The 24,843-nt window shown below is 60.3% G+C and carries 25 protein-coding genes; 10 read left to right on the top strand and 15 right to left on the bottom strand.

Translation table 11 applies throughout. The annotated features are described in order from the left end of the window. The 3 genes from trhO to Q4Q11_RS21220 all read right to left on the bottom strand — a co-directional run. A partial coding sequence (gene trhO, locus Q4Q11_RS21230; RefSeq protein ID WP_498570725.1) for an oxygen-dependent tRNA uridine(34) hydroxylase TrhO occupies positions 1-718 on the bottom strand: 718 nt, incomplete at its 3' end. Positions 719-917: 199 nt separating this feature from the next. Further along, entirely contained in the window at positions 918-1,829 is a 912-nt protein-coding gene (locus Q4Q11_RS21225) for a CHAD domain-containing protein (protein WP_498570724.1), read from the bottom strand. Beyond that, on the bottom strand, positions 1,807-2,292 hold the full coding sequence (locus tag Q4Q11_RS21220) for a CYTH domain-containing protein (RefSeq protein WP_112503784.1): 486 nt from the start codon (positions 2,290-2,292) through the stop codon (positions 1,807-1,809). The genes Q4Q11_RS21225 and Q4Q11_RS21220 overlap by 23 nt, the downstream gene beginning before the upstream one ends. Before the next feature lie 160 nt (positions 2,293-2,452). On the opposite strand from Q4Q11_RS21220, the gene Q4Q11_RS21215 reads away from it, so the two are divergent. The 3 genes from Q4Q11_RS21215 to Q4Q11_RS21205 all read left to right on the top strand — a co-directional run bounded on the left by Q4Q11_RS21215 (position 2,453) and on the right by Q4Q11_RS21205 (position 4,334). Then, on the top strand, positions 2,453-3,091 hold the full coding sequence (locus tag Q4Q11_RS21215) for a 2-dehydro-3-deoxy-phosphogluconate aldolase (RefSeq protein WP_113216475.1): 639 nt from the start codon (positions 2,453-2,455) through the stop codon (positions 3,089-3,091). A gap of 132 nt (positions 3,092-3,223) precedes the next feature. Then, on the top strand, positions 3,224-3,937 hold the full coding sequence (locus Q4Q11_RS21210) for a tellurite resistance TerB family protein (RefSeq protein WP_112502848.1): 714 nt from the start codon (positions 3,224-3,226) through the stop codon (positions 3,935-3,937). A gap of 181 nt (positions 3,938-4,118) precedes the next feature. Beyond that, complete coding sequence (locus Q4Q11_RS21205; protein ID WP_498570723.1) at positions 4,119-4,334, top strand: hypothetical protein; 216 nt, start codon at positions 4,119-4,121, stop codon at positions 4,332-4,334. A gap of 38 nt (positions 4,335-4,372) precedes the next feature. Here Q4Q11_RS21205 and Q4Q11_RS21200 read toward each other — a convergent pair whose 3' ends face one another. The 5 genes from Q4Q11_RS21200 to Q4Q11_RS21180 all read right to left on the bottom strand — a co-directional run bounded on the left by Q4Q11_RS21200 (position 4,373) and on the right by Q4Q11_RS21180 (position 9,095). Next, entirely contained in the window at positions 4,373-5,485 is a 1,113-nt protein-coding gene (locus Q4Q11_RS21200; RefSeq protein WP_498570722.1) for a nickel/cobalt transporter, read from the bottom strand. After that, positions 5,479-6,126, bottom strand: coding sequence for a DUF1007 family protein (locus tag Q4Q11_RS21195; protein WP_498570721.1), 648 nt, complete (start codon positions 6,124-6,126; stop codon positions 5,479-5,481). Before Q4Q11_RS21195 ends, Q4Q11_RS21200 begins: the two co-directional genes overlap by 7 nt. A 224-nt stretch (positions 6,127-6,350) precedes the next feature. Then, complete coding sequence (locus Q4Q11_RS21190; protein WP_113336997.1) at positions 6,351-7,661, bottom strand: DUF6596 domain-containing protein; 1,311 nt, start codon at positions 7,659-7,661, stop codon at positions 6,351-6,353. Between the two features lie 4 nt (positions 7,662-7,665). Further along, positions 7,666-8,013: a YciI family protein gene (locus Q4Q11_RS21185; RefSeq protein ID WP_113216471.1), complete on the bottom strand. Its 348-nt coding sequence runs from the start codon at positions 8,011-8,013 to the stop codon at positions 7,666-7,668. Between the two features lie 188 nt (positions 8,014-8,201). Beyond that, positions 8,202-9,095, bottom strand: coding sequence for a LysR family transcriptional regulator (locus tag Q4Q11_RS21180; RefSeq protein ID WP_113216470.1), 894 nt, complete (start codon positions 9,093-9,095; stop codon positions 8,202-8,204). Between the two features lie 528 nt (positions 9,096-9,623). Between Q4Q11_RS21180 and odc2 the strand changes: the two genes are divergently transcribed. Continuing rightward, a complete protein-coding gene (gene odc2, locus Q4Q11_RS21175) occupies positions 9,624-10,757 on the top strand; it encodes an ornithine/lysine decarboxylase (protein ID WP_498570720.1) in 1,134 nt (377 codons plus the stop codon). Between the two features lie 169 nt (positions 10,758-10,926). Further along, positions 10,927-11,517, top strand: a complete 591-nt coding sequence (locus tag Q4Q11_RS21170) for a GNAT family N-acetyltransferase (RefSeq protein ID WP_498570719.1) — start codon at positions 10,927-10,929, stop codon at positions 11,515-11,517. Between the two features lie 56 nt (positions 11,518-11,573). On the opposite strand, the gene Q4Q11_RS21165 is transcribed toward Q4Q11_RS21170, so the two are convergent. From Q4Q11_RS21165 to Q4Q11_RS21140, 6 genes are all read right to left on the bottom strand, one after another. Continuing rightward, positions 11,574-12,956, bottom strand: coding sequence for a cytochrome-c peroxidase (locus Q4Q11_RS21165; RefSeq protein WP_498570718.1), 1,383 nt, complete (start codon positions 12,954-12,956; stop codon positions 11,574-11,576). 19 nt (positions 12,957-12,975) lie between these two features. Then, positions 12,976-14,604, bottom strand: coding sequence for a phospholipase C (locus Q4Q11_RS21160; protein ID WP_498570717.1), 1,629 nt, complete (start codon positions 14,602-14,604; stop codon positions 12,976-12,978). A 252-nt stretch (positions 14,605-14,856) separates the two neighbouring features. Further along, positions 14,857-15,672 carry a serine O-acetyltransferase gene (gene cysE, locus Q4Q11_RS21155; protein ID WP_498570716.1) on the bottom strand — a complete coding sequence of 272 codons (816 nt, stop codon included), beginning with the start codon at positions 15,670-15,672 and terminating at the stop codon, positions 14,857-14,859. A gap of 116 nt (positions 15,673-15,788) precedes the next feature. After that, entirely contained in the window at positions 15,789-16,778 is a 990-nt protein-coding gene (locus tag Q4Q11_RS21150) for a WD40 repeat domain-containing protein (protein ID WP_498570715.1), read from the bottom strand. Then, positions 16,778-17,875: a CobW family GTP-binding protein gene (locus Q4Q11_RS21145; RefSeq protein WP_113216464.1), complete on the bottom strand. Its 1,098-nt coding sequence runs from the start codon at positions 17,873-17,875 to the stop codon at positions 16,778-16,780. Before Q4Q11_RS21145 ends, Q4Q11_RS21150 begins: the two co-directional genes overlap by 1 nt. Positions 17,876-18,001: 126 nt before the next feature. Then, positions 18,002-18,805: a creatininase family protein gene (locus Q4Q11_RS21140; protein ID WP_498570714.1), complete on the bottom strand. Its 804-nt coding sequence runs from the start codon at positions 18,803-18,805 to the stop codon at positions 18,002-18,004. A gap of 86 nt (positions 18,806-18,891) precedes the next feature. On the opposite strand from Q4Q11_RS21140, the gene Q4Q11_RS21135 reads away from it, so the two are divergent. The 3 genes from Q4Q11_RS21135 (at position 18,892) to Q4Q11_RS21125 (ending at position 21,545) form a co-directional block, all read left to right on the top strand. Beyond that, positions 18,892-19,404: a MarR family winged helix-turn-helix transcriptional regulator gene (locus Q4Q11_RS21135; protein ID WP_112502889.1), complete on the top strand. Its 513-nt coding sequence runs from the start codon at positions 18,892-18,894 to the stop codon at positions 19,402-19,404. Between the two features lie 119 nt (positions 19,405-19,523). Then, positions 19,524-20,546 carry a LacI family DNA-binding transcriptional regulator gene (locus Q4Q11_RS21130; protein WP_113216462.1) on the top strand — a complete coding sequence of 341 codons (1,023 nt, stop codon included), beginning with the start codon at positions 19,524-19,526 and terminating at the stop codon, positions 20,544-20,546. 30 nt (positions 20,547-20,576) lie between these two features. Further along, positions 20,577-21,545 (top strand): 2-hydroxyacid dehydrogenase, encoded by a 969-nt coding sequence (locus tag Q4Q11_RS21125; RefSeq protein WP_113216461.1) that lies wholly within the window; start codon positions 20,577-20,579, stop codon positions 21,543-21,545. Here Q4Q11_RS21125 and Q4Q11_RS21120 read toward each other — a convergent pair whose 3' ends face one another. Then, a complete protein-coding gene (locus Q4Q11_RS21120; RefSeq protein ID WP_498570713.1) occupies positions 21,546-22,334 on the bottom strand; it encodes a gamma-glutamyl-gamma-aminobutyrate hydrolase family protein in 789 nt (262 codons plus the stop codon). Between the two features lie 295 nt (positions 22,335-22,629). Between Q4Q11_RS21120 and Q4Q11_RS21115 the strand changes: the two genes are divergently transcribed. Then, on the top strand, positions 22,630-23,736 hold the full coding sequence (locus tag Q4Q11_RS21115) for a TRAP transporter substrate-binding protein (protein ID WP_498570712.1): 1,107 nt from the start codon (positions 22,630-22,632) through the stop codon (positions 23,734-23,736). A gap of 230 nt (positions 23,737-23,966) precedes the next feature. Next, positions 23,967-24,843, top strand: an 877-nt coding sequence (locus Q4Q11_RS21110; protein ID WP_498570711.1) for a PAS-domain containing protein, incomplete at its 3' end; no start/stop codon positions are given.

Below are 24,843 nucleotides of genomic sequence, written 5' to 3'. Positions count from 1 at the left end.
CGTCGAAGACGAAGCAGGCGCCTTCCCACAGGCTCTCTTCCGGCGGTACTTCCTCAAGATATTTCAGAATGCCGCCCTTGAGATGGTAGACCTCGTCGAAGCCCTGCTGCTTCATGAAGGCGGTCGCCTTCTCGCAGCGGATGCCGCCGGTGCAATACATGGCGATCTTCGGCTTGTTGTGCAGGCCGGTATTCTCCCGCACCCATTCGGGAAATTCGCGGAAGGTCTTGGTCTTCGGATCGACCGCGCCCTTGAAGACGCCGATGGCGGTCTCATAGTCATTGCGGGTGTCGATGATGATGGTATCGGGATCGGAGATGAGGGCATTCCAGTCCTTCGGCGCGACATAGGTGCCGACGACCTTGGTCGGGTCGATATCCTCGACGCCCATGGTGACGATCTCTTTCTTGAGCTTCACCTTCATGCGTACGAAAGGCATTTTCGAAGCGCGGCTTTCCTTGTGCTCGAGGCCGGCAAATTCCGGCTGCGTGCGCAGGAACGCGAGCACCGTGCCGATGGCGGCATCAGTGCCGGCGATGGTGCCGTTAATTCCTTCATGCGCGAGCAGCAGCGTACCCTTCACCCCATTTTCCTCGCAGAGCGCAAGCAGAGGCTCGCGCAGGCTCTCGAAGCGCGGAAAGGAAACAAAATGATAGAGCGCGGCAACGAGGAATGCGCCGGTCGCGTCGCGCCGTGGATCTGAAATCATGTCGGTCATGGCGGGGAGATACAATTTTGTGGGCTTGCAGGCAATCGGGATTCGTATTTTGACGTTGTTCGACCGGGCCACCCTCGTGGTTCGAGGCTTCGTCGTCTTCGCCAACGCTGCGACGCTGAGGCGCCTCACCATGAGGGTGGAGTGACTTCCGTGCCCAGAAAACGACGGCGGGTGAGGGTTCCCGCTCCCGGGCTACGCTTCAGTCCGCCGCCTCCAGCCAGAGGCGCTTGATGGTTCGCGCCTCGTTCTCCGGCTTGTCGGCGAAGACCCAGCGGGCTCGGCTCAGTGCCTCTTCGCGGGCGGTCTGCTGCCGCGAAATGATCGCTTCCAGCAAACGGGCGTGATCGTCGCTCCTCTCGAAGAGATGCGGTTCGCGATCCGCGACGCCGGCCAATATCGACATGTCGAGATAGCGGCCAAGCACGTCGATCAAAGCTTTGGCTTCAAGCTGCTTGGCATGCATGGCGGCCGGCCAGACATCGCGCAGCAGCATATGATGCATCCAGTAGTCCTGGCTGCGTTTGCGCAGATCGTGAAAGTTCTCGGTATGAGCCGATTCCGCATGGCACTCGAAAAGCGCTTCCATCGCCTTGCGGACGTTCTTGCGCCAGCTTTTCTGAAAAAGACGGGCCGTATCGCGGCGTCCGCAGTCGAAGGATGTGCCCTTCAACGCCTCGCGTGCCTCCTCACATGTCGCGATTGCCGCCTGCGCCTTGTCTTCGAGGTCAGTTTCCGCCTCCGCAAGACGGTCGCGTCTGGCGGTCAGCAGATCCCTTACGCGGGTCAGCGCATGCAATTCCTCCGCAGATGTGGCGGTCGCCTGCAGATAGTGGCCGATCTCGATCAGCGCGGTCGCCTCGCGGACTCCGGAAAGCGTGCGCGCCATGTCCCGCAGCCGGTCGTTCTCCTGCTTTTGAAATTCCCGCGCGATCGGGGCTATCAATCGGTAGAGGGCTCGCACACGCTTGATGTTCTTGCGGACATCGTGAACTGCTTCGTGCAGGCCCTGCGGCCTGTCTCTCAGTTCAGCCATCGCCTTGCCGAGTTGGTGCGCTGCGGCTTTGTGCACCTCGTCATCAAAGGCCCGGTCAGGCCGTATGCGATAGCTCATCGTACTCCTGCTCGAACTGCGTCGCGAGGGCCTGATTGGAGTAGCGGTAGTCGCCGGTCACTTCACGGCCGATCCAATCAGGTAATTCCGGATCGTCGTTTTCGTCCGCCATTTCCACCTCGGCGATCACCAGGCCGCGATGAGCGCCGCCGAAGACATCCACTTCCCAGGTGAAGCCCTTGAAGGGCACCTTGTGACGTGTTTTCTCGATGACGAGGCCGATCGCCGCGTCGAGCAATTCTTCCGCATCATCGACTGGGATATCGTATTCGAACTCATCCCTCGTCATTGCTTTGCCGATTTTGATCGTCAAGGTCGCTTTCGTTTCGTCGGTCAGCCGTACCCTCACGGAACGACCTTCCAGCGAGGCAATATATCCCTGTCTCAGGATCAGCCTTTCGGAAACGAGATTACGCCAATGATCGCCGCGCACCAGAAACTTTCGCTCGATCTCTTTTGCCATGCGTTTGACATGCTCCACCGGCACAGACGACACTAGACTATAGTATGTCAGGACGAATTCCTACCCGTCGTATCCAAAGCGTGCTTTTATCTCGACAAGCATCTTCGGGAGGGTTATTCGAAAGTCGGATTTCAATCGTTTTAAAGGAAGTGTGCCGACCATGGGCGAGAAAACCGAGAAGCTTCTTTCCATCCTGAAACTGCAGCCCGTCGTTCCGGTGCTGATTGTCGACGATGCGAAATCGGCCGTGCCGCTTGCCCGGGCGCTCGTCGCAGGCGGCCTGAAGGCCATCGAGATTACGCTGCGCACCGCCGGCGCGCTCGATGCGATCCGCGCCGTGGCGGAAGAGGTGGAAGGGGCCGAAGTCGGCGCCGGCACCATCCTCAATGCCAGCCAGTGGGATGCGGCCGTCGAAGCCGGCTCCAAGTTCATTGTCAGCCCCGGTACGACGCAGGAGTTGCTCGATGCTGCGCGTTCCTCGCATGTGCCGCTGCTGCCGGGTGCTGCGACCGCCAGCGAAGTCATGGCGTTGCGCGAGGAGGGCTATACGGTGCTGAAGTTCTTCCCGGCCGAGCAGGCCGGCGGTGCCGCCTATCTCAAGGCTCTGTCCTCGCCGCTATCAGGCACGATCTTCTGCCCGACCGGCGGCATTTCGCTGAAGAATGCCCACGATTATCTGTCGCTGCCGAACGTCATCTGCATCGGCGGCTCCTGGGTTGCGCCGAAGGAGCTGGTTGCATCAGGCGACTGGGCCGGCATCACCAAGCTTGCAGCAGAGGCCGCAGCGCTAAAAGGTTGAGACCGAGCCTATCCAATTCGATTTCAAAGGCGCGCGGAGCTTTCTGCGCGCCTTTTTGGATGGTGTGGATTTGTATTTGCGGTCGCGCTTCCTATCTCCCCTTCACCATCACAAGGACCGAGGACCATCCATATGATCGACGCCCGCAAGCTTCTTGACCAATTCCTGGGGTCGCAGGTTCCGGGATTGCAGGGAACGGTGAAAGACAGGGCAACCCAGGCCATCAATCTCGCCAGGGACAATCCGATGGCGACAAGCGCGATCGCCGGTGTGCTGCTCGGCACGAAGACCGGGCGTCAGGTTGCGGGCAATGCATTGGCGTTCGGCGGCCTCGCAGCCATCGCCGGGCTCGGCTATCAGGCCTATAAGAATTATCGGGACGGCAATCAGCCGCAGCCAGCGCCGCAATCGGCTCCGCAGACCGAACCGCAGTTCCTGCCGCCTCCGACGGATTCCGGTTTCAGCACGGCGCCGGCCGTTGCGAGCAATGATTTTACGCTTTCCCTCGTCCGGGCGATGATCGCGGCTGCCCGCGCCGACGGCCATATCGACGATACGGAGCGCCAGCGCATTCTCGGGAAGGTACAGGAGGCCGGAGTCGGGTCGGAGGCGGAAGCCTTCTTCCAGCGTGAGCTTGCCAATCCCGTCGATCTCGATGCCATCGTCGCCTCGGCAAAGAGCGAGGAGCAGCGGGTGCAGGTCTATACCGCATCGCGGCTGGCGATCGAGCCGGATTCGCGAGCCGAGCGCGGCTATCTCGATCTCTTGGCCGGACGGCTTGGTCTCGCTGACGCGCTGGTCGATCATATCGAGGCGACTGTTGCGGGCGCCAAAGTTCAGCTCTGACGGATAGGGCCGGTTGCCTTTCCTCGGCAGCTGGCCTAAAGCATGTCGCGCAAAAGCGCGCAGCGATTTTGCGCGACATGCGTAAAATCAAGAGCTTAAGGCGCAGGGAGCGAATCTGAAGGATCGCGTCGCGCTTTAAGCCTTCGCCGAAACTCATGTCAGGGCGTCAGGGATGGCTACATTGACGGATAAGAAAAGCGAGACCCGCTCGGCGGCGATTGCAGCCGGTATCATTTTGCTGGTTGCGACAGTCGTGCTTTACCTGATGCCGAATGTCATCGTCTGGCTCGGCTCGATTTCGCCATGGCTCGGCACCGGCTTCGGCGTACTCGTCATCCTGGCGTTCTTCTTCGTATTCTGGCTTCGGGCGCGCTATCAGCGGCGCAACGGGCGATAGGCTCTGGCGTAAGGATCGCCCGAACTCCCGGAAATCGCTCAGTTCTGCAGCGAGGCGCCGAGCAGGATGACGCCCGTGCAGATAACGAGCAGTGCGCCGAGGATCTCGATGCCGTTGCCGACCCAAACCGAAAGTCTCGAGCCCCTGCCGGTGAAACGGACGGCGGTACCTTTTGCGAAGACCGCGATGATGGCAAGCATCGAGACGGTGAGCGCCGTGCCGATCGACATGGCGAGGACCGATAATAGGCCGCCGAGATAGAGCCCGTTCAGCATCGAAAAAGTCATGACCAGCAGTGCGCCGGAGCATGGCCGCAGGCCGACGGCGGCGATGGCGGACCACGCTTCGCGGGCGCTGAACTTTTCGTTCGACAGCATCTTCGGATCGGGAAGATGGGCGTGACCGCAAGCCTCGCAGTAGGCCCCATCTCCCGTCGTATGGGCGGGATCGTAGCATTGATAGCTGCCGGCAGCGGGTATCGCGGCGCTGCTGCGCGTAAAACGTCTCGCCGAATCCGTGCCCGTCGCCGCTCCTTCGAAAAGCGAGAGGCTGATTGGCCCCGCCGATGTCGCGAGCTGCATTTTCTGGCGCTGCACCCGGCCTTGCATCATCGCCCGCAGCTTGCGGAACAAGAGCCAGCTGCCGAACAGGATGACCATGACGAAGCTGGTGATCTCCATGGCGTTGGTCGCCATCGTCATGGTGATGCCCGAACCGCGCAGGACGAAATAGGCGGCGCCGACGACAAGGACTGCGACGAGTCCCTGAATGAGGGCGGAGACGAAGGAGATGGCAACGCCACGCTTCAGCTCGATCTCATTGGCGACCATGTAGGAGGAGATGACAGCCTTGCCGTGGCCGGGACCGGCGGCGTGGAAGATACCATAGGCGAAGGAAAGGCCGATCAGCGTCCAGAGCTGCCAGGGGTCCTGGCGCATGGCTTCGATGGATTTGGTGAGCGCCCGATAGAAAGCCTGCTGCTCGTAATTCACGTAGAGAAAGATCGGCGCGAGCGGCCCGCCCATCGGCTGAAAGCTCGGCTCGGCCGTGCCGATACCGAGCGGCGAGCCGGCGGCATGGGCGAGACCGGCTGCCGCCAGAAGGGCGACAGCCGCGGCCGGTATAAGCTTCCTTAACCTCGAAATCAGCATTGGACATCTATCCGCGTTGCGAAGAGTTTCGACATGGTCGTTCCCGTCGGATCGTTGAAGAACGCATCCGTCAGCGTCGATCTGTTCTCGGCAATGACCTCGTCCGGATTGGGTCGGACCACCTTCTGCGTGCAGCTCTTGAAGGCATCGCCCTCCGTCGCCAGCTCCTTGTCGCTCGGGAAATCGATGGAGGTGTAGAGCGTTGCGTCGTAAATGCCGAAGCTCAGCTTGTTGCCCTTGGTGAGCGGCATCGGCTCGGACGGTTTGACAGCGAAGAACATCAGGAGCTGACCGTCGCGGAAGTCGACATTGATGACGTCAGGTTTGTTGACCTTGATCACTTTGCCGTTCAGCGTCAGGTTGGCATAGTAATCGTAGTCGGCCAGAGACTCGCGCACGGTCTTACCGACTTCCTTCAGCTCGTCAGGATCGAGCTTCAGATTGGTGTTCTTGTCGAAATCCATCAGGACGGAGGACGAGAATACTTCGTCGAAGCGCCAGACGTTGCGCAGCTCCTGCACATTGCCGTCAGGGCCAGCGAGCACTTCCAGACGGGCCTCCACGAAAATATGCGGATGCGCCGACGCGATGGCCGGCGCAAGCAGCAGGCCGCCGGCGAGCGCGACGGCGTGAGCGATCATGGATTTTCTCATGCGTCCGATATGTTTCGTGAGCATTGATTCACTTCGTTTCTGGTCAGGAAATGAGACGGAATTGGGACCGGTCGGCGGAACCGGTATCAAAACCAATTCAAGGCGATTCATTCAAATATTTGATCTCGCAATACCTGCCAAGAAGAAGAGTTTCATTTTACGAAGAACAAATCCGCCGATGCGCTAACCTGACGAGCGCGTAAGTATTGGGGTCACTCAATGCAAGATTGTTTGTTAGGATCTTTCCTCGCCTGACGCTTCTCGGGGTTAGCGGGCGCCAAGCTTTCCGCCCGTCGTTTTTGCAAGAAGCGGCGGACCGCAGGATCTATTTCCAGCGCAATCGCTTGGTCATAGGCCTCGCGTGCCGCCATCATTTCTCCTGCCCTCGTATGAAGTTCGGCTCGCGCTGCCCAATAGGGTTGATACTCTATAAGCCGGCTGCCGGGGCCTAGCGGCGGCAGTGCCGCCAGCCCTGCGGCCGCGCCGCGCGTCTGCGCCACGGCGATCGCGCGATTGATGGCCGCCACCGGCGAGCCGGTAATTGCGCAGAGGCCATCATAGAGATGTTCGATCGCCACCCAGTCGGTCTGGCCTGTTCGGCGTCGCGCGACATGAGCCGATTGGATTGCCGCTTCCAATTGATAGCGGCCGAAGGCGTCAAATGCACTGGCGTGAATAAGCAACCTCTCAGCTTCGTCGATCAACCCTTCGTCCCAAAGAGCAGGATCCTGATTGGCCAGCGGTACGAATTCGCCGGCCGAACTGCGCCGGGCGCCAAGCCGAGCATGTGAATAAAGCATCAGCGCAAGCAAGCCGAGTGCTTCGGCCTCCTTTGGTAAGAGCGCGACAATCAGCCGGCCGAGCCAAATCGCCTCCTCAGCCAGGTTACGTAAGCTCGCATCGGCGCCGGCCGGATCACTCCAGCCTTCCGTATAGGCCGCGTAGACCGCCTCCAGGACTGCGCCAAGGCGCCTGCGCATGTCTGCCTTGCCGGGCACCCGCAAAGGAATCTTGGCGCGTCGAATCCTGTTTTTGGCCCGCGCCAGTCTTTGGCCCATTGCCGCGGGCGAGACCAGGAAGGCGGAACCGATTGTCTGTGCGTCAAACCCGAGGATCGTCTGTAGGATTAGCGGCGCCCTGATCCCAGGCTCTATTGCCGGATGTGCGCAAGCGAACATCAAAGCAAGGCGCTCGTCGGGAATTTCTGGTGCCTGGCTGGCGGTTGCCTCCAACTCCTCCGCCATGAGCCGAAGATGTTCGGAGGCGGCGGCGCTGACCCGTCCGCGTCTGATGGCGTCGATCATCCTGCGCCGGGCAACGGCAAGCAGCCAAGCCTCGGGGCTATGCGGCGCGCCATTGATAGGCCAATCGGCCAGAGCAGAGGCAAAAGCATCCGACAAGGCGTCTTCGGCGCCAGCCACATCGCGCGTGCGCGCCGCGAGAATGGCGACCAGTTTGCCATAGCTTCGGCGCGCAACCGCCTCGGCAGCCTTAATGGCAGGCTGGTCGTCTTCTCCCGACATGGCGTCAGTAGACCATGAGAGGGCGAACCTCCACCGTGTCGTGCTGAGCGCCCGGACAACGGGCTGCCCAGACGACGGCGCTGTCGAGATCAGTCGCCTCGATGAGGTAATAGCCGCCCAACTGCTCTTTGCTCTCGATATAGGGGCCGTTGAGAACCGAGGGCTTGCCATCCGGCGCACGCACCACGGTTGCCGCCGAGGAATCCTGCAATCCACTGCCTGCCAGGAACGCTCCGGCCTTTTTCAACACTTCCGTGTAGGCAGCGTAGGCCGCAAACGTCTCGGCCTTCTGCTCTTTTGTAGCATTCTTGTGTTCGGCTTCGTTCCAATACACCAATAGCATATATTGCATGACGCGTTCCTTTCTCGGGTTACGCGGAGCTTCAGTGCCCGCTGCAGCAGTGACGTTTGAACCGGCGCGATTTTGACAGGGCGCGGGGAGAAATTTCAACCGAGACAGAGTTGGACACATTTCTTCCATTGACCATGCGGGACATAGGCAATCGCCGCAAGCCTCGCTGGTTTCAACAGCCGGAGTGTTCAGCCGTTCTTGCGGAACCAGTTGTGCAGGTAGTCCACAAAGATGCGCACCTTTGCGGGGAGATAGCGGCGGTGCGGATAAACGGCATAGATGCCGCGATCGGTCGGCAGGTAATCGTTGAACAGCGTCAGCAACTGCCCGCTTTCGATCGCCTTGCGGCCGATGAAATCCGGAACGACCGCAATGCCGAGGCCGGCCAGCGCTGCCCGCAGTGTCGCATGCGGGCTGTTGACTTCGAGCGTGCCGTTGATGGCAACGTTGAAGACGGTGCTGTCGGCATCCACGAAGCGAACGCTGCCTTGCGAGCGGGTGTTGGTGTCGATGATGAATGGGACACGCGTCAGGTCGGTCGGATGTTCCAGCGCCGGATAACGATCGAGGAATTCCTGCGTCGCGCAGAGATGAACGCGGAAGTCCGAGATCTTGCGGGCAATCATGCCCGAATCTTCGAGCTTGGTGATGCGCACGGCGACATCGAAGCCTTCCTCGATCAGATCGACGAAGCGGTCGTCGGCCGCGATCTCCAGTGCCAGGTCGGGATTTTCCTTGGCGAAGTCGATCAGCGATTGTCCGACCTCGGCGTCGACGAAGGTACGCGGCACCGAAATGCGCAGCCGACCTTTGAGCTGCTGGTTGTTTTCGCGCACGAGGTCGGCAAGATTGTCGATCTCCTTCAGGATGTCAGAAGCGGTGCGGTAATAGGTGTGACCGGCCTCGGTCATGGAGAACTGGCGCGTCGTGCGGTTTAAGAGCAGCGCGCCGAGTTCGTCTTCCAGCTCGCGGACATATTTTGACAGCAGCGCCTTGGAGCGCCCGGTCTTGCGCGCGGCCGCCGAAAATCCCTCGGCCTCGACCACGTCGATAAAGGCGCGAATCCGGGTCAAAGTATCCATGGTGAAGCCTCCCGCTAACTGTTTCCGGATGTTGAACAAAATGCCTTGCTTTGTTCAATTATTTTTTTCGGGCATGGCTGAAAAAAATTCTTGATTATTACGGTGAATATTCCTATTTCCCGAACAGCCCAAAGTCGCACGTGCCCGTGGGTGTCCGCCGATCCTCGATGTGGTGAGAAAATCGGTAAGGTACCTGGAACTAACCCCTCCAGTCGCTATTTCGGCCAACCGAAAAATGCGAGGACATCTGAAGCAACGACGGTGCGGGCCTTTTTGTTCTCTCCCGGCTTTCCATCAGCCGGGGATACTGAAGAGGCACACCTTCATTGCCGGAAGTGCGGTTGGGATATTCCCTCCAATCCATGGCAGACAAAGCGAATTAGCGCCGCTTGCGGCACTGGTTCATCATCCGCGCTTCGCGCATTTGCATGGTACCGGGGTCTCCACCGGCTGGTTCCTGAGCGAGTGAGCGTCGCCCTTTGTCCTCTGGGTTTTCCCCGGAGCCTTTGGAATTGAAAGGGAATTGACATGACCACGCAACGTATTCGCGATTTCCTCGCTACCCGACGTCCGGACGGTCCTTGCCTGGTGGTCGATCTCGACGTCGTCCGCGACAATTTTCATGCCTTCCGTCATGCCATGCCGGACAGCGCAATCTACTATGCCGTCAAGGCCAACCCGGCTCCGGAAGTGCTGCGCCTGCTCGCAAGCCTCGGCTCCAACTTCGATTGCGCGTCCGTCGCCGAAATCGAAATGGCGCTCGACGCCGGCGCGACCGCACAGCGTATCTCCTACGGCAACACCATCAAGAAGGAGCGCGATATCGCCCGTGCGCATGCACTCGGTATCAACCTCTTCGCCGTCGACAGCCACGAGGAAGTCGAGAAGATTTCCCGTGCCGCTCCCGGCGCCCGCGTGTTCTGCCGCGTGCTGACGGATGGCGAAGGTGCGGAATGGCCGCTGTCGCGCAAGTTCGGCTGCGTCCCGCAGATGGCCGTCGACGTTCTCGTCTATGCCCATCAGCGGGGCTTGGAATCCTATGGCGTGTCCTTCCACGTCGGCTCGCAGATGACCAAGGTCGATGCCTGGGACGATGCTCTTGCCGATGCCAAGCGCGTCTTCGTCTCGCTCGCCAAGCAGGGCATCCATCTGCAGATGGTCAACATGGGCGGCGGTTTCCCGACCAAGTACCTGCGCGACGTCCCCTCGGCCGAAGCCTATGGCAAGGCGATCTTTGCGTCCCTGCGCGCCCATTTCGGCAACCAGATCCCGCACACGATCATCGAGCCGGGCCGCGGCATGGTCGGCAATGCCGGCGTGATCAAGGCTGAAGTCGTCCTGATTTCGAAGAAGTCGGATAACGATACCGCTCGCTGGGTGTTCCTCGACATCGGCAAGTTCGGCGGTCTCGCCGAAACCATGGACGAGGCGATCCGCTACCCGATCCGCACGACGCGCGACGGCGACGAAATGGAGCCCTGCGTCATTGCCGGCCCGACCTGCGATTCGGCCGACGTGCTCTATGAGAAGAACCTCTATCCGCTGCCGGTGTCGCTCACCATCGGCGACGAGGTCCTGATCGAAGGCACCGGCGCCTACACCACGACCTACTCGGCTGTGGCATTCAACGGTTTCGACCCGCTGAAGGCCTACATTATCTAAGGCATGTATCCCGAAAAGTGCGAAGCGGTTTTCGGATCAGATCATGCCAAGAGAAAAATCTCAGCTGAAGCTGAGGTCTGACAAAGCTGCCCCCGTAGCCAGCCGGGGCGGCACCCTCACAATAGTTCGTCACCACCGCTGATAACGGTATTGGGCACGGGAGGCCGATATGGCCGCTGTTCTTGATTCTGTCCGCGCATTCTTTGCGCCGTCCACTTTCACCCTCGACCTGGAAAATGCAGGCGATGTCGTTGCGCGCGAAAACCTGCTGGATCGCGCCATGGGTCCCGACCGCCGCAAGAAGTCGTCGGAAAAACTGCGCCAGGGTCGCGTTCCGGCCGACGGCCTGGCACTGGTCGCGCGTGATCGTGCCGGCCATGTCATCGGCACCGTTCGTCTTTGGAACATCGAAGCCGGCGTCGATCGTGAGACCCGCCCGGTCGAAGCGCTGCTGCTCGGCCCGCTGGCGATCGATCCCGCCTATGAAGGCAAGGGCATCGGCTCGGCGCTGATGCGCGCCGCCATCATGGAAGCCAAGAAGCGCGGCCACGGCGCTATCCTGCTCGTCGGAGACGCGCCTTACTACGAGCGTTTCGGCTTCTTTGCGTCCAAGACCCGCCACCTTGTCATGCCGGGTCCGTTCCAGCGCGATCGGTTCCTCGCTCTTGAGCTGAAGGATGGCTGGCTGGATAGTGCTGCCGGCATGATCGTCGCTAGCGGCCGCAAGCTCGCCCAGCCGCCGATATCTAAGGCTGCGTAAAGTGCACGAGCGGTCCTGAAATACCAAAAACCTCCGCCCATTTGGCCGGAGGTTTTTTATTTGGCCGCCTTCACGCCATCTTTCGCCGGATCGTAGCCATCCGTCAGGGTTTTCAGGAAGGTCACGATATCGGCGATCTCGGCATCGTTCAGGGCAGGGGCATCGCCGAGCTTGCGGTTCATCGGCGCATCGATCACGTCGATATTGGCTTGATATTGCGACGGCAGGTCATCGTATTTCAGCACTTTGCCGCTCGCATCCTTCGGATAGATCTCCTCCGGACTGGTGTCGCGCTTGACGTAGAAGCGCGTCACATCCTCCAGCGTGCGGTAGACGCCATTGTGGAAGAAAACGTGGCGCGTGGCGACATTGCGCAGCGTCGGCGTCTTGAACAGCCCGCAATTCTGCTGCTGGGTGGAATAGGTGTCGTTGCGCAGCGGGCCGCAAATGCCGGTGTCGTAATAGTGCGCATCGGCATTGGCTGGAATGGCCGGATTGCGTGGCGCACCGAGCGCCTCGAATTCGAAATCGGTGAAATTCGGCATCTGTCCGTCGCCGGTCATCTTGTCGAGATGGCAGGAGGCGCAATTGCCCTTGTTGGGATCGTCGAACAGCTTCAAGCCCCTGTCTTCCGCATCCGTCAGGATCGCCTTGCCGCGCAGATAGTCGTCATACTTGCTGGTATAGGGATGGAAGGAGCGCTCCTCGATCTGATAGCGCGCAAGCGCAAAGCCGATCTCGGAGATCATCATGTCCTGATCGTTGGCGATGTTGTCGCCGAAAAGTGCCGAAATCTCCTTGCCATAACCTTTCTTCAGCTTGGCATAGACCGTGGCCGCATCGGCATTCGCCATTTCGAAGGGCGAGATCATTGGCTGCAGGGCCTGTTCTTCCAGCGAATCGACACGCCCATCCCAGAACATGCCGCCCTGCGGCACGAGATTGGCGGCGGCCGCATCGGCCTTTGCGACGGCTTGGGCAGTCAGCGGGCCGGCGACGGCAGCGGGAGCATTGGCGAGGGCCACGCCGGAGGCCTCCGTCATCGGCGAGGCTTCCGCGGACTCGTCGGCAGCACTTTCCTCGCCGATCGAGAAGGAGGGCGTCGACATCTTGTAGGCGAGGCTGGGCACTGCGCGGATACCCGGCTGATCGAGGTGCAAGCCGCCGAGCTGTACGGCGAGGCCGTTGGCGGGCGCATAGTGGTTGGCAGGGTCGTGGCAAGTCGCGCACGACATCTGGCCGCCGCCGGAGAGCGACGGATCGAAGAACAGCTTCTTGCCGAGCTGCGCCACCGCGCTCAGCGGCGCCTGGCCGTCATAACCGTCCGTCATCGTGGCGTTCGCCGCCGGCTCACTTGCCATGCCCACAGCCGCACCCGCGAGCGAGAGGCCCGCGAGTGCAATGAGCGGCAGGAGACGGTGGTTGATCTGCACGCGCATTTCCGTCTCCCTTCCGGCTTTACGATGCCTGGTTGCCGGTCTTCGGGTCGAGAATCAGCTTCGGTGCGTCGCCCTTGGACCAGTCGAACATGTTGTTCAGCGAGCCCGAGAGCACATCGAAGGAGCCGCCGCCGAGGCGGGCGCCGGCCATCCAGTTATCCTCGATGAAACGCAAGACGGAGGTCTGGTCGGTCAGCGTGTGGTCGACGAAGTTGACCTTGGCGTAGGGCGAGATGACGAGCAGCGGCTGGCGCGTGCCGTAGCCGCAGCGTCCCTGTGCCGGCAGGCCGTTGACGCCTGGCAGCGCCGTGCCGGTGGAGCAGCTGTCGCCGCTCAGCACGTCATAGCCCTTGATCGGGAGCTTCGACGGATTGACGACCGCATGGGCATGATCATACCAGCCGTCGGAATCGTCGTAGAGGACGACGATCGCGGTGTCCTTCCAATCCGGCGAATTCTGTACGGTGTTGACCACCTCGGTCACGAATTCCTGTTCGTCGAGCGGATCGGAATAGCCGGCATGGCCATCCTGATAGGCGGGCGCCTTCAGGAAGCTGATCGTGGGCATGTTGCCGTTCTTCAGCGCCGCATAGAAGTCGGTCATGTCGTACTGATGGTTTGCCGCATCCGTCGTGCCGATCGCCGCCACGGAGGACGGGCGCGCGTGCGTCGGATTGGCGGTCGAAGCATAGTATTGGAACGGCTGGTGATGCGGAATGTAGTCCGTGTAGTTGACCTTGGTGACCGTCGACGTTGTCGCGCGCTTGCAGCCGGTCGTGCCGTCGGGGTTGGTCAGCGAGAGGTCGAAGCCGCCCTCGAAGAAGCCCCAGGTGATCTTGTGTTCGTTCAGCATGTCGCCGATGTTCTTGCCGTACATCAATGCCGTCTGGCCGATGGAGCAGACGTCGCCTGTCGGATCGAAGTCGCTGATCGCGGTCCAGCCGCCATTGCCGTCGGGCACGATACGGCCCTTGGAATAGGTGCCGTCGCTTTCCAGCGTGTAGCCAGGCGGCAGGATCGCGCCATTGGTCTGGCCGGAAATCAGGTTCAGCGCGCCGGGGGTGGAGGGGCCGAAATTGGTGGAGAAGGAATTATCGCTCATTGCGTAGTGCTGGGCGTAGTTCCAGAGCGCCGTGACGGTGTTGCCGTCATAATAGCCCATGACCTGACCTTTGGTGCCGAAAGCGCCGGCGGCTCCCTTGGTGCCACGGCCGGTATTGGCCGGGAAGAAGTCCATGGCGAAGTTGTTGTAGGCGGCTTGCTCGGCGGTATAGCCGTGGTTCTGCGACTGAGTCGCGGCCTGCGTCCGGTCGAGCCGGAAGGGTGCCGCAGCATCGGCGCCGTTTGCGGTATTCGTCTTGTTCGGGTTGTTGTCGATGAGCCCGGCATGGGCGAGCGTATTGATGTCGGTCGGCGTGTTGTCGGCGACCTTGAATGCCGGTTCGCCATCGACATTTGCGGCTTTGGGGTAGGTCGCGAAATAATGGTCGAAGGAAACGTTTTCCTGGAAAATAACGACAAGATGCTTGATCGGTGTCGCGGTATTCGGCGCCGGGCTTAAATCAGCGGCACCGGTGGTGGAACAGAGCAAAACAAGGCTGAGCGCGCTGCCGGTTGCAAGGGCAACGCGACGTGAAAAACGGGTCATCGTCATATCCTCTTCGAGTGGGGGCATTGCTCCGGCGCATTTGCGCCACGCCGGACATAGAGAACCCTTTCGAGCTATCAATGGAGTATGACAGTTCCATGAAGGGCGCGGTGAAAGGATTTCGCTTCTGTCGAGCACAGGGGCGACAAAGGACGATTCTGCGGTGACGGCCGATGACCGATGGAGAGCGTCTGGCGGGAAAAATGGCGATGCCGCCTTATGTCACGGGCGGCCCGTCACCAAATAGGACGGTTAGATATTCTGGTCCATCATTTCGGCCGGAATTTCATCAGCGCGATGAATGCGGACGACCGTGGCCGGAACGCCTGCGACGGTGCAATGCGGGGGAACGGCCTTCACAACGACGCTGCCGGCAGCGACTTTGCTGTAGGCGCCGACTTCGATATTGCCGAGGATCTTGGCGCCGGCGCCGATCATCACGCCGTGGCGGATCTTTGGATGGCGGTCGCCGCTTTCCTTGCCGGTGCCCCCGAGCGTCACGTTCTGCAGGATTGACACCTCATCCTCGACGACGGCGGTTTCGCCGATGACGATGCCGGAGCCGTGGTCGAGCATGATCGAGGTGCCGATCTTCGCGGCCGGATGGATATCCGGACCGAAGACCAACGAGACAAGGTTGGAAAGCCAGCTCGCAATTTCCGTGCGGCCTTCCATCCAGAGTGCATGGGCGATGCGGTGCGTCTGCAGGGCGTGGAAGCCCTTCAGATTCAAGAGCGCATGCAGGTAGGTCTTGCACGCGGGGTCGCGGGTGCGCACCGCGACAAGATCCGCTTCGGTTGCCTGCAGGATTGCGGGATTTCGCGTCAGTACGTCGGACAACAGCGAAAGCAGGTCACCATGCTCGACCCTGACAACGCAGAGCCGTGCCGCCAGTACGTTGGCAAGGCTTTCGGCATCGGAGCTTCCGGCAAGCAATTGTGCCTGCAGCAGCGGCGCAAGCGTCGGCTCGCGCGCCGCCAGTTCGACAGCTTCGCAACGGATTGCGTCCCAGACGTTTTCGGCTGGGGCAGATGCATTTCCAGCGATTGCCGTTCCTGACTGGGGCATGATCCTGTCTTTCTGCTTGGAACAGTTCGGCTCACGGAAGCTTCGAACTGTTCCAATCTCTTTGCTTTCACGCAATCCCGGACGGAAAACCGCTGCGCACTTTTCCTGGAATTGCTTTAACCGGATACATCGACGACACCGCAGTCGCCGGCTTCGGAAGCGAAGGCGAGCAACTTGCCGGACTTGCTCCAGCTCATCGACGTGATCGCACCCTTGCCGGGCCGGCGGAGGAGCGCCTCCTTGGCGTCGCCGAGGCGCACCGCCAGAATCATACCGTCGATGAAGCCGATGGCAAGAACATCCTCGGCGGGGTGGAATTTTACCGAAGTCGCCATGATGTTGGCGCGCGTGCCGAGCTCGAGCGGCGCCTTGCCCATCGGGCCGTCCTTGCCCTGGAAAGGCCACACGATCGCCGCGGGCGCGCCCGACGAGGCAAGCCATTTGCCCTTGTTGGACCAGGAGAGCGACTTCACCTTGGCGGGATAGCCGGTCATGCGCATATGGCGGGCTTCGGCGCCGGGCTTCGTGTCCAGCTTCCAGCCGTGCAGGGCGTTTTCCTGCATGGTCGTGACGATGAACTGGCCGTCCGGCGAGAAGGTGACGCTCGTATGGGCACCCTTCCATTCCAGATTGACCGGCTGTGCGCTCATGCCGACCCAGTGCAGCGACACGCCGTTGTAGCGCGCGGCTGCGATGCGCAGGCCTTTGGGCGCAAAGGCGATGCCTTCGACCGTGCGCTCCTCGGCAAATTCTTTCGTCGTACCGTCGGCGAGGCGCACAAAGGTGCTCTTGCCATAGGAATAGGCGACGGCGCCTTGCGGACCGGCAGCAAGCTGGCCGATCCATTTGCGCGGCGCTTCGGCCAGCGTCGTCGTGCTGCCGTCGGATGCGATCCGCAGCACCTTGCCGTCCTCGCCGCCCGAAATCAGGCTGTCGCTATAGGGATCGCGGATGCAGGTCAGCATCCCCTGATGGGCTTCGGTGACCTTCTCGCCGCCTTCGAGGCGGTGGATCGCGCCGGCGGCGCTGGCGAAGAAGGGGGTATCACCTAAAAATTCGACGGCCAGAACGTGGCCGTCGATATCAAGCGGAGCGACAGTCGGCATCAGGCGGACGCCTCGCACGCCTTGAAGCTGGCCTCCAGCTTTTCGCGGTCGAGCTCGCGACCGATGAAGACGAGGCGGCTTTCATGCTTCTCGCCGTCCTTCCATGGGCGCTGATGATCGCCTTCGATGATCATGTGCACGCCCTGAACGACGTAGCGTTCCGGATCGTCCTTGAAGGCGATGATGCCCTTCAGGCGCAGGATGTTCGGGCCTTGCATCTGCGTGATCTTCTGGATCCAGGGGAAGAAACGCTCGGCATTCATCTCGCCGCCGCGAAGCGAAACCGACTGAACGGTCACGTCGTGGATCGGCGACATGCCGTGGTGATGATGGTCGTGATCATGATGATCGTGGTCGTGATGATGGTGGTGATCGTGATCATGGTCATGGTCGTGATGATGATCGCAATCCGGGCCGCAGACATGATCCTCATGACCGTGCTCGAGGAAATGCGGGTCGTTTTCGAGGGCGCGTTCCAGGTTGAAGGCGCCCTGGTTCAATACGCGTGCGAGCTCGACGCCGGAGCGGGTCGTCTTGTAGACGCGGGCGGCCGGGTTGATCGCGCGGACGATGTCCTCGATCTGGGCTAGCTCTTCCGGCGAGACGAGATCGGACTTGTTGATGACGACGACGTCGGCAAAGGCGATCTGGTCTTCGGCCTCGCGGCTGTCCTTCAGACGCAGCGGCAGGTGCTTGGCATCGACGAGCGCGACGACGGCATCGAGTTCGGTCTTGGCACGGACATCGTCGTCCATGAAGAAGGTCTGGGCGACGGGAACCGGATCGGCAAGTCCGGTGGTCTCAACGATGATGCCGTCGAAGCGGCCGGGGCGGCGCATCAGGCCTTCGACCACGCGGATCAGGTCGCCGCGGACGGTGCAGCAGACGCAGCCATTGTTCATCTCGTAGATTTCTTCGTCCGACTCGACGATGAGATCGTTGTCGATGCCGATCTCGCCGAACTCGTTGACGATGACGGCGTATTTCTTGCCGTGGTTTTCAGACAGGATGCGGTTGAGCAGCGTCGTCTTGCCGGCACCGAGATAGCCGGTGAGAACGGTGACGGGAACGGGCTTTTGCGTGGCTGTTTCGGTCATGGGAGCCTCGAAATAGGGAAGGTTGCCCCGGGGAGCGGACAAGTGTCGCGTTCCATATAAGGAGTTGGCGGCGTCAGTTCAAAGGCTTTTATATGTTATAAGATCACATCGGTTATGGCGGCGCGGTCAGGCGCCGGATCGAGCCAGCGTCGCTGGATCGAATTTATCGACATCTTCAAGCAGTTCGACGAGGCCCTTGACCGCGTGTGCAATCAGTCTTTCGCCCTTTTCGGCCGTCGCCGCGCCTGCGTTGCCGGCGACGCCCTGCTCATTCAGATCGGACATCTTCCAGCCGAACGCATGCGGGCCGTAGGCGCGCAGATGCTTGAAGCCCCTGATGAACTCGGACTGGCGGGACGGGAAATCTGCCGCCTTCGACATATCGACCTTCTCCGGATGGAGAGCGAGCATGACCGATGTCTCGATATCGCCGCCATGAATGTCGATTGCCTTGTCGTCCGGTGCGATCAGCCCTTCAGGTATGCCGAAGCGGGTCCAGCTGGTCGCGACCGCGAGCATGTCGAAGCGCACGCGCGCTTCCGTCGTGACGACGGTCAGCAGCGGCGAGTTGCCGCCGTGGGCATTCAGCAGGACGAATTTGCGGATGCCGAGATCGTTCATCCGCTCCGCGATGCCGAGCCAGCGTTTCACGGCTTCGTCGAAGGAGAGGGTACGCGAGCCGGCGACATCCACATGCTCGATGGAATAGCCGACAGGCTCGGCCGCCAGGAATGTGACCGGCAGATCGGCGGGCAGCGCAGCCTTGAGGCGCGAGACGATGCCCTCGGCAATCAGCGTGTCGGTGTCGAAGGGCAGATGCGGGCCATGTTGCTCATGGGCGCCAAGTGGCAGCACGGCGATCCATCTGGTTCGCTCCAGAGGTGTCAATGTTTCATCATTGTCATCGAAACATGGCAAAGGATGTGCCATCTGAGGATGTGCCTCTTGTTTATGTCAATAACCTGCGCAATGTCATAGCGTGATGACACATCGGCGAAAAGGTCAACGGAATCACGATGGGTAAGAAGAACAAGGTCGGGAAGAAAAGTAAGTCAGGTAAAAAGAAGGATCACCGCGACTACACGCTTGCCGATCTGTCGCCGGCTTTGACGCAGGCGGCGCGATCCATGCGGACGGTGATGACACGCAGCCTGACGGCAAGCGGTCTCTATGCCGGGCAGGATGGTGTCATTCTCGCCCTGGCGGCGAATGACGGGCTTCCCGCCGGTACGCTGGCGCAGAAGCTCGGCGTCAAGGCGCCCACGATGACGCGGACGATCGGGCGCATGGAGGCGCAAGGCTTCGTCGAACGGCGGCCGGATGCCGAGGATGCGCGTCTGACCAAGGTCTATCTGACCGAAGCCGGGCGAAACAGCGTCACCGAGATCGAAAGTTCGGCTGCGAGCTGCGATGAGCTGGCGACCCGCGGCTTCTCCGAAAAAGACATCCGCTCGCTCGTGCGCCTGCTCAAGACGATCGAGCACAATCTTCAGGCCGGCGATGATGGCGAGGATGAAGATGAATTCTGAGAATCCCCGAGAATTCGTGTTGCGCGATGTGATTAAAGCTTTTAATTAAAGATTTTAAATTCCGGAATCATAAAACGAACGGAATAAGTTTACGGCTGCGTTTCACGGGGAGGGAGCGCGTGGCGCAAAAGATAAAGCTTTCTACGATTGCGGAAACGCTGGGCATTTCAACGGCAACTGTATCTCTGGCCTTACGCGACAGTCCATTGGTTGCGGTCAATACCCGCGAGAAGATCAAGGACCAGGCCCGTGCTCTGGGATATATCTACAATCGGCGCGCAGCGAGCCTCAGGACATCGCGATCGGGCATTATCGGCGTCGTCGTTCATGACATCATGAACCCCTTCTACGGCGAAATCCTGAAGGCGATCGAAAGCGAGCTCGACCGCAGCCGGCACACCTTCATTCTCTCCAACCATTACGACTCGGTCGAAAAGCAGCGAACCTTCATCGAGACGCTGCTGCAGCTCGGCGGCGACGGCGTCATCATGTCGCCGGCGATCGGGACGCCGCCGGAAGATTTCGAGCTGGCAGAAGAAAACGGCATGCCGGCCATTCTCGTGGCCCGTCAGATCGACGCGCTCGACCTGCCGACCTTTCGCGGCGACGACAGCTATGGAATCTCGCTTGCCACCAATCATCTGATCAGCCTCGGCCACCGGTCGATCGCCATGATCGGCGGTACGGATCAGACCTCGACCGGTCGCGACCGCTACCAGGGCTATGTGAATGCGCTGCGCAAGGCCGGCATAGAGGTCGATCCTAACCTGCGCATTCCCGGCGCGCGCTCCAAGCAGGGCGGTTTCGAGGCGGCTGTGCACTTTCTGTCGCTGCCGCAAAAGCCGACGGCTGCCGTCTGCTGGAACGATCTGGTCGCCATCGGCCTCATGAACGGCATTTCGCGTGCCGGTCTCGTCCCCGGACGGGACATTTCGGTCACCGGCTATGACGATCTGGAGGAGGCGGCGATTGCGACGCCGGCGCTGACGACAGTCTGGAATGGTCAGGCCGAGGTCGGAAGGCTTGCGGCGCGAGCGCTTTTGGATAGGCTGGCAGGAAGCCATGAACCGGATGGTATCCATCTTATCAAGCCGGAAATGCGCATTCGCCAATCGACGGCGCCCTACAAGGCTCGCCAGTAGCACCGAACCTTATCGCAAGAGGAAATATCCATGTCCGATAGCCGCGTCGCCGTCCTCGTTCCGGGGAAGATACACCCGCGTGTCCTGGAAAGGCTCGGAAAGCAGTTCGATATCGTTTCCGTCGAACGCAATGACGGTCCGCGGGTCGATGCCGAGACAGCCGCCCGCATCCGCGGCATTGCCGTCTCTGGCAGCTTGAATGCGGCCTGGATCGATGCCTTTCCGAATGTCGAAGTCATCGCCAATTTCGGCGTCGGCTATGACGGCGTCGATGTCAGGCATGCCGCCTCGAAGGGTATTGTCGTCACCAATACGCCCGACGTTCTGAACGACGAGGTGGCGGATACCGCCATTGCCCTGCTGCTGAACACGCTGCGGCAGTTTCCGAAGGCGGAGACCTGGCTGCGCGAGGGGCGCTGGGCGAAGGAGGGAGCGTTCCCGCTCTCGCCCTTTTCGATGAAGGGGCGACGTATCGGCATCAACGGTCTCGGCCGCATTGGCCTGGAGATCGCAAGGCGGCTGGAGCCCTTCAAGGTGAAGATCGGCTATCATACGCGTTCGCCGCGCGACGCGCTGCCTTACGACTATTATCCGACCTTGAAGGAGATGGCGCAGTCGGTGGATACGCTGATCTCCATCGTGCCGAAGACGCCTGAGACGCATAAGGTCATCAATGCCGAGATCCTGTCGGCGCTCGGGCCGCAAGGTGTGTTCATCAATGTCGGGCGCGGCTGGTCCGTCGATGACGATGCGCTGATCGCCGCCCTCGGCAATGGGACCTTGGGTGCTGCCGGCCTCGATGTTTTCTACGACGAACCGAACGTGCCAGCCGGCTATCTCTCCCTGGCCAACGTTTCGCTGCTGCCGCATGTGGCCTCCGCTTCGGTGCCGACGCGCGATGCCATGGCCGATCTCGTTGCCGACAATATCATCGAATGGTTCGCCAGGGGCGAGCCGGTGACGCCGGTGCCGGAAACGCCTATCAAGCCGCGCGGCTGACTACACAGCTTTTTGCTGATAAGGAACGGCGGCGAGCTGCTCCTTACTTGCAGCATAATCGCGCACGGCATCGCCGAAGGCGGCGAAGAGCTTGCGCGACGATGAATCCGTTTCGGCCCAATATTCCGGATGCCATTGCACGCCGACGGCAAAGGTCTTGGCGCCGATGACGGAGACGGCCTCGATCGTGCCGTCCTCGGCCAGGGCTTCCACCTGCAATCCCGGCGCCGTATCGGCAATCGCCTGGCGATGCAGCGAGTTGACACGCACTTCGCCAGGGCCGATGACACGGGCGATGCAGGAGCCTTCCTTGACGAAAACGCTCTGGCGGATGGAATACATCGTGTCGCGATCGGCATCCTGCGGCTTGCGGTGATCCCATATGCCGGGCTGGTCCTGGATTTCGCTGGCGAGTGTGCCGCCGAGGGCAACATTCAGCTCCTGAATACCGCGGCAGATGGCGAGCATCGGAATGGCGCGGTCGATCGTGCGGCGGATGAGCGGAAGGGATGTGGCGTCGCGCGCCGGATCGAAGGGGCCATCGCTGTCTTTTGCTTCCTTTCCGTAAAGGGATGGATGCACATTGGTCGCCGAACCGGAGACGAGCAGGCCGTCGACCCGATCCAGAATGGCATCCGCATCGTTGCCGTCCTCAAGCGCCGGAACGATCAGCGCCATCAATCCCGCAGCTTTCACGACAGCGCGGACATATTGGAGCTGCACGGCATGCCAGCTCGTGCCATCCAACTCACGGACGTCGGCGGGAATGGCGATGATCGGTCTGGGCATTCAAGGCTCCGGAAGGTGCTAAATTGCTATTTGCCGTCATCCCTGGATGACGAAGATGTCAATCAGAGGGCGGTTTGTCCGTGATCTCAGTCTACGTGAATCGGGCTTGGCCGGCAACGCGCAGCGATTTCCGTAAGGCTTTGTTCCGGCTCGTCATGCCGATGTACAGGAATCGCCATAATGCGATGCCAGAGCAAGCTTGAAAGACTGTGTGCGGCATGGTTAGTTCCATCGCTTGCGCCGTGACGGGGGAGCGTACCGTTCCCCAGCAATGCCGTCCGTATGGGAGAATTCGATGGATCGCCGTTCCTTCATAAGGCAGGCAGGGGCCGTTGGCGCAGGTGCCGCCGCGTCCGCGCTTGCCAGTCCGGCCCTTGCCCAGGAATATCCGAAGATCACCTGGAAGATGACCTCCTCCTTTCCCAAGAGCCTGGACACCGTCTATGGCGGTGCGGAGGATATCGCCGCGCGCGTATCCGATGCGACGAACGGCAATTTCGTCATCCAGACCTACGAGGCGGGCGAAATCGTGCCCGGCGCCCAGGCTGCCGATGCGGTGAGCGCCGGCGCTGTCGATGCCGCCCATACCTGCTCCTATTATTTCTGGCAAAAGGACCCGACCTATGCCATCGGCACGGCACTGCCGTTCGGCCTCAACGCCCGGCTCACCAACGCCTGGTTCTATCAGGGCAACGGCAACAAGCTGATGAATGAATTCTATGCCACGCAAGGCATACTGGGCTTGCCCGCAGGCAATACCGGCGCGCAGATGGGCGGCTGGTTTCGTAAGGAAATCAACACGCTTGACGATCTCAAAGGGTTGAAGATGCGCATCGCCGGCCTTGCCGGCAAGGTGATCGAGAAAATCGGCGTGGCGCCGCAGCAGGATATTCCGGTCAATGGCATATACGATGCGCTGAGCAAGGGCACGATCGATGCGGTCGAATGGGTCGGCCCCTATGACGATCTGAAGCTCGGTCTGCAGAAGATCGCCAAATACTACTATTATCCGGGCTGGTGGGAGGGCGGTGCCGTGGTGCACGCCTTCTTCAATCTGGAAAAATGGAACGCATTGCCGAAGAACTATCAGGTGATCCTCAGTGACGCCTGTGCCTTCGCCAACACCAACATGCTGGCAAAATACGACGTCAAAAATCCTCAGGCGCTGAAGGATATCGTGCAGCAGGGCGTGACGCTCAGGCCCTTCAGTCAGGAGATCATGGATGCCTGTTTCCAGGCAGCCAATGGGCTTTATGCCGATCTCTCGAAGTCCAACGCCTATTTCAAGCGCATCTATGAGGATCAGGTTGCTTACAAGAAGGATGCTTACCTTTGGATGCAGCTTTCCGAGTATACTTTTGATACATTCATGATGATCCAGCAACGCGCTGGTAAGATTTGATCGTATTTCATAAGTCTTTCACGATGTCTTGCTTTGTTTGCTGGCGATCCGGATATTATATCCCAGATAGAATTCACTGAAGATAATTGCACTAATACGATGCGGATCGCAGCCTGATTTCGGCGTAAGTGACCGGCATAATTGGAAAATCGGCCCAGATGCATTCATTTCGGGCAATCAAATTTTAAAACGTTTACACTAGGGTCTCGGCCGCATCAGGGGAAGTCTGAATGAAGCCTCCAAGCCCGGACACCGTGCCGACGGATGTTTATCTGTCGTTCGTCAGTTCGCTTTTCGGAAACCGTAAAACGCTTTTTACGGGGGTGTTCGTTCACATTCTGACTTATGTCATCGTTTTCCTGAGCACAGGCGCGAATATCTATCTCCTGCTTTGCGTCGCTTTCGGCGCCGTTTTCTGCTTGCGCATGTATTCGTTCAGGCTGTTCGACGCGGCCGACAAGCACAGTTTCACGCGGGCCGACATCGCCGAGTGGGAAACACGCTATGTTATCGGCGCGGCGGCGACGGCAGCCATTCTTGGTATCGGCAGTGGCTACGCTATCCTGATCGTGCAGGATCCGCTGGCGGAATTCATCTGCATTGCCGTCACCATGGCTTCGATGGTGTCGATCGTCGGCCGAAACTACGGTTCGCAGAAGGCTATCGACCTGCAGACGCTTGCCTGTTGCCTGCCGATCATCATCGCCTGTCTCATGTCGCAGCAGCTCTACAAGGCAATCGTTTCCATCATGCTCGTTCCGTTCGGGCTGACGACGCGTGCGATGGCGAACGGCGTGCGCGAATTCCTCTACAAGAATGTCATTGCGTCGCGCGAGATATCCTTGATCGCCGACAGGTTCGATACCGCGCTCAACAACATGACGCACGGCCTGTTCATGCTGGATGCTCACAATCGCATTCTCGTCGTCAATCGCAAGGCATGCGAACTTTTGAATTTCGCGCATCCCGAGCAGCTCAGGGACTGCGAGTTCGATGTCGTCCTGCGCTATGGTGCCCGCCATGCCTTCATCGACGGGTCTTTGCCCGGTCTCATCCAGCGACAGATGGCGCAACTCGTCAGCGGCACGCTTTCGCGCACCCTCATAC

Source organism: Rhizobium sp. UFLA01-1127, from assembly GCF_059803845.1.
Note: the sequence above shows the minus strand (reverse complement) of the source record. Positions and strands in the feature narration are given on the sequence as shown.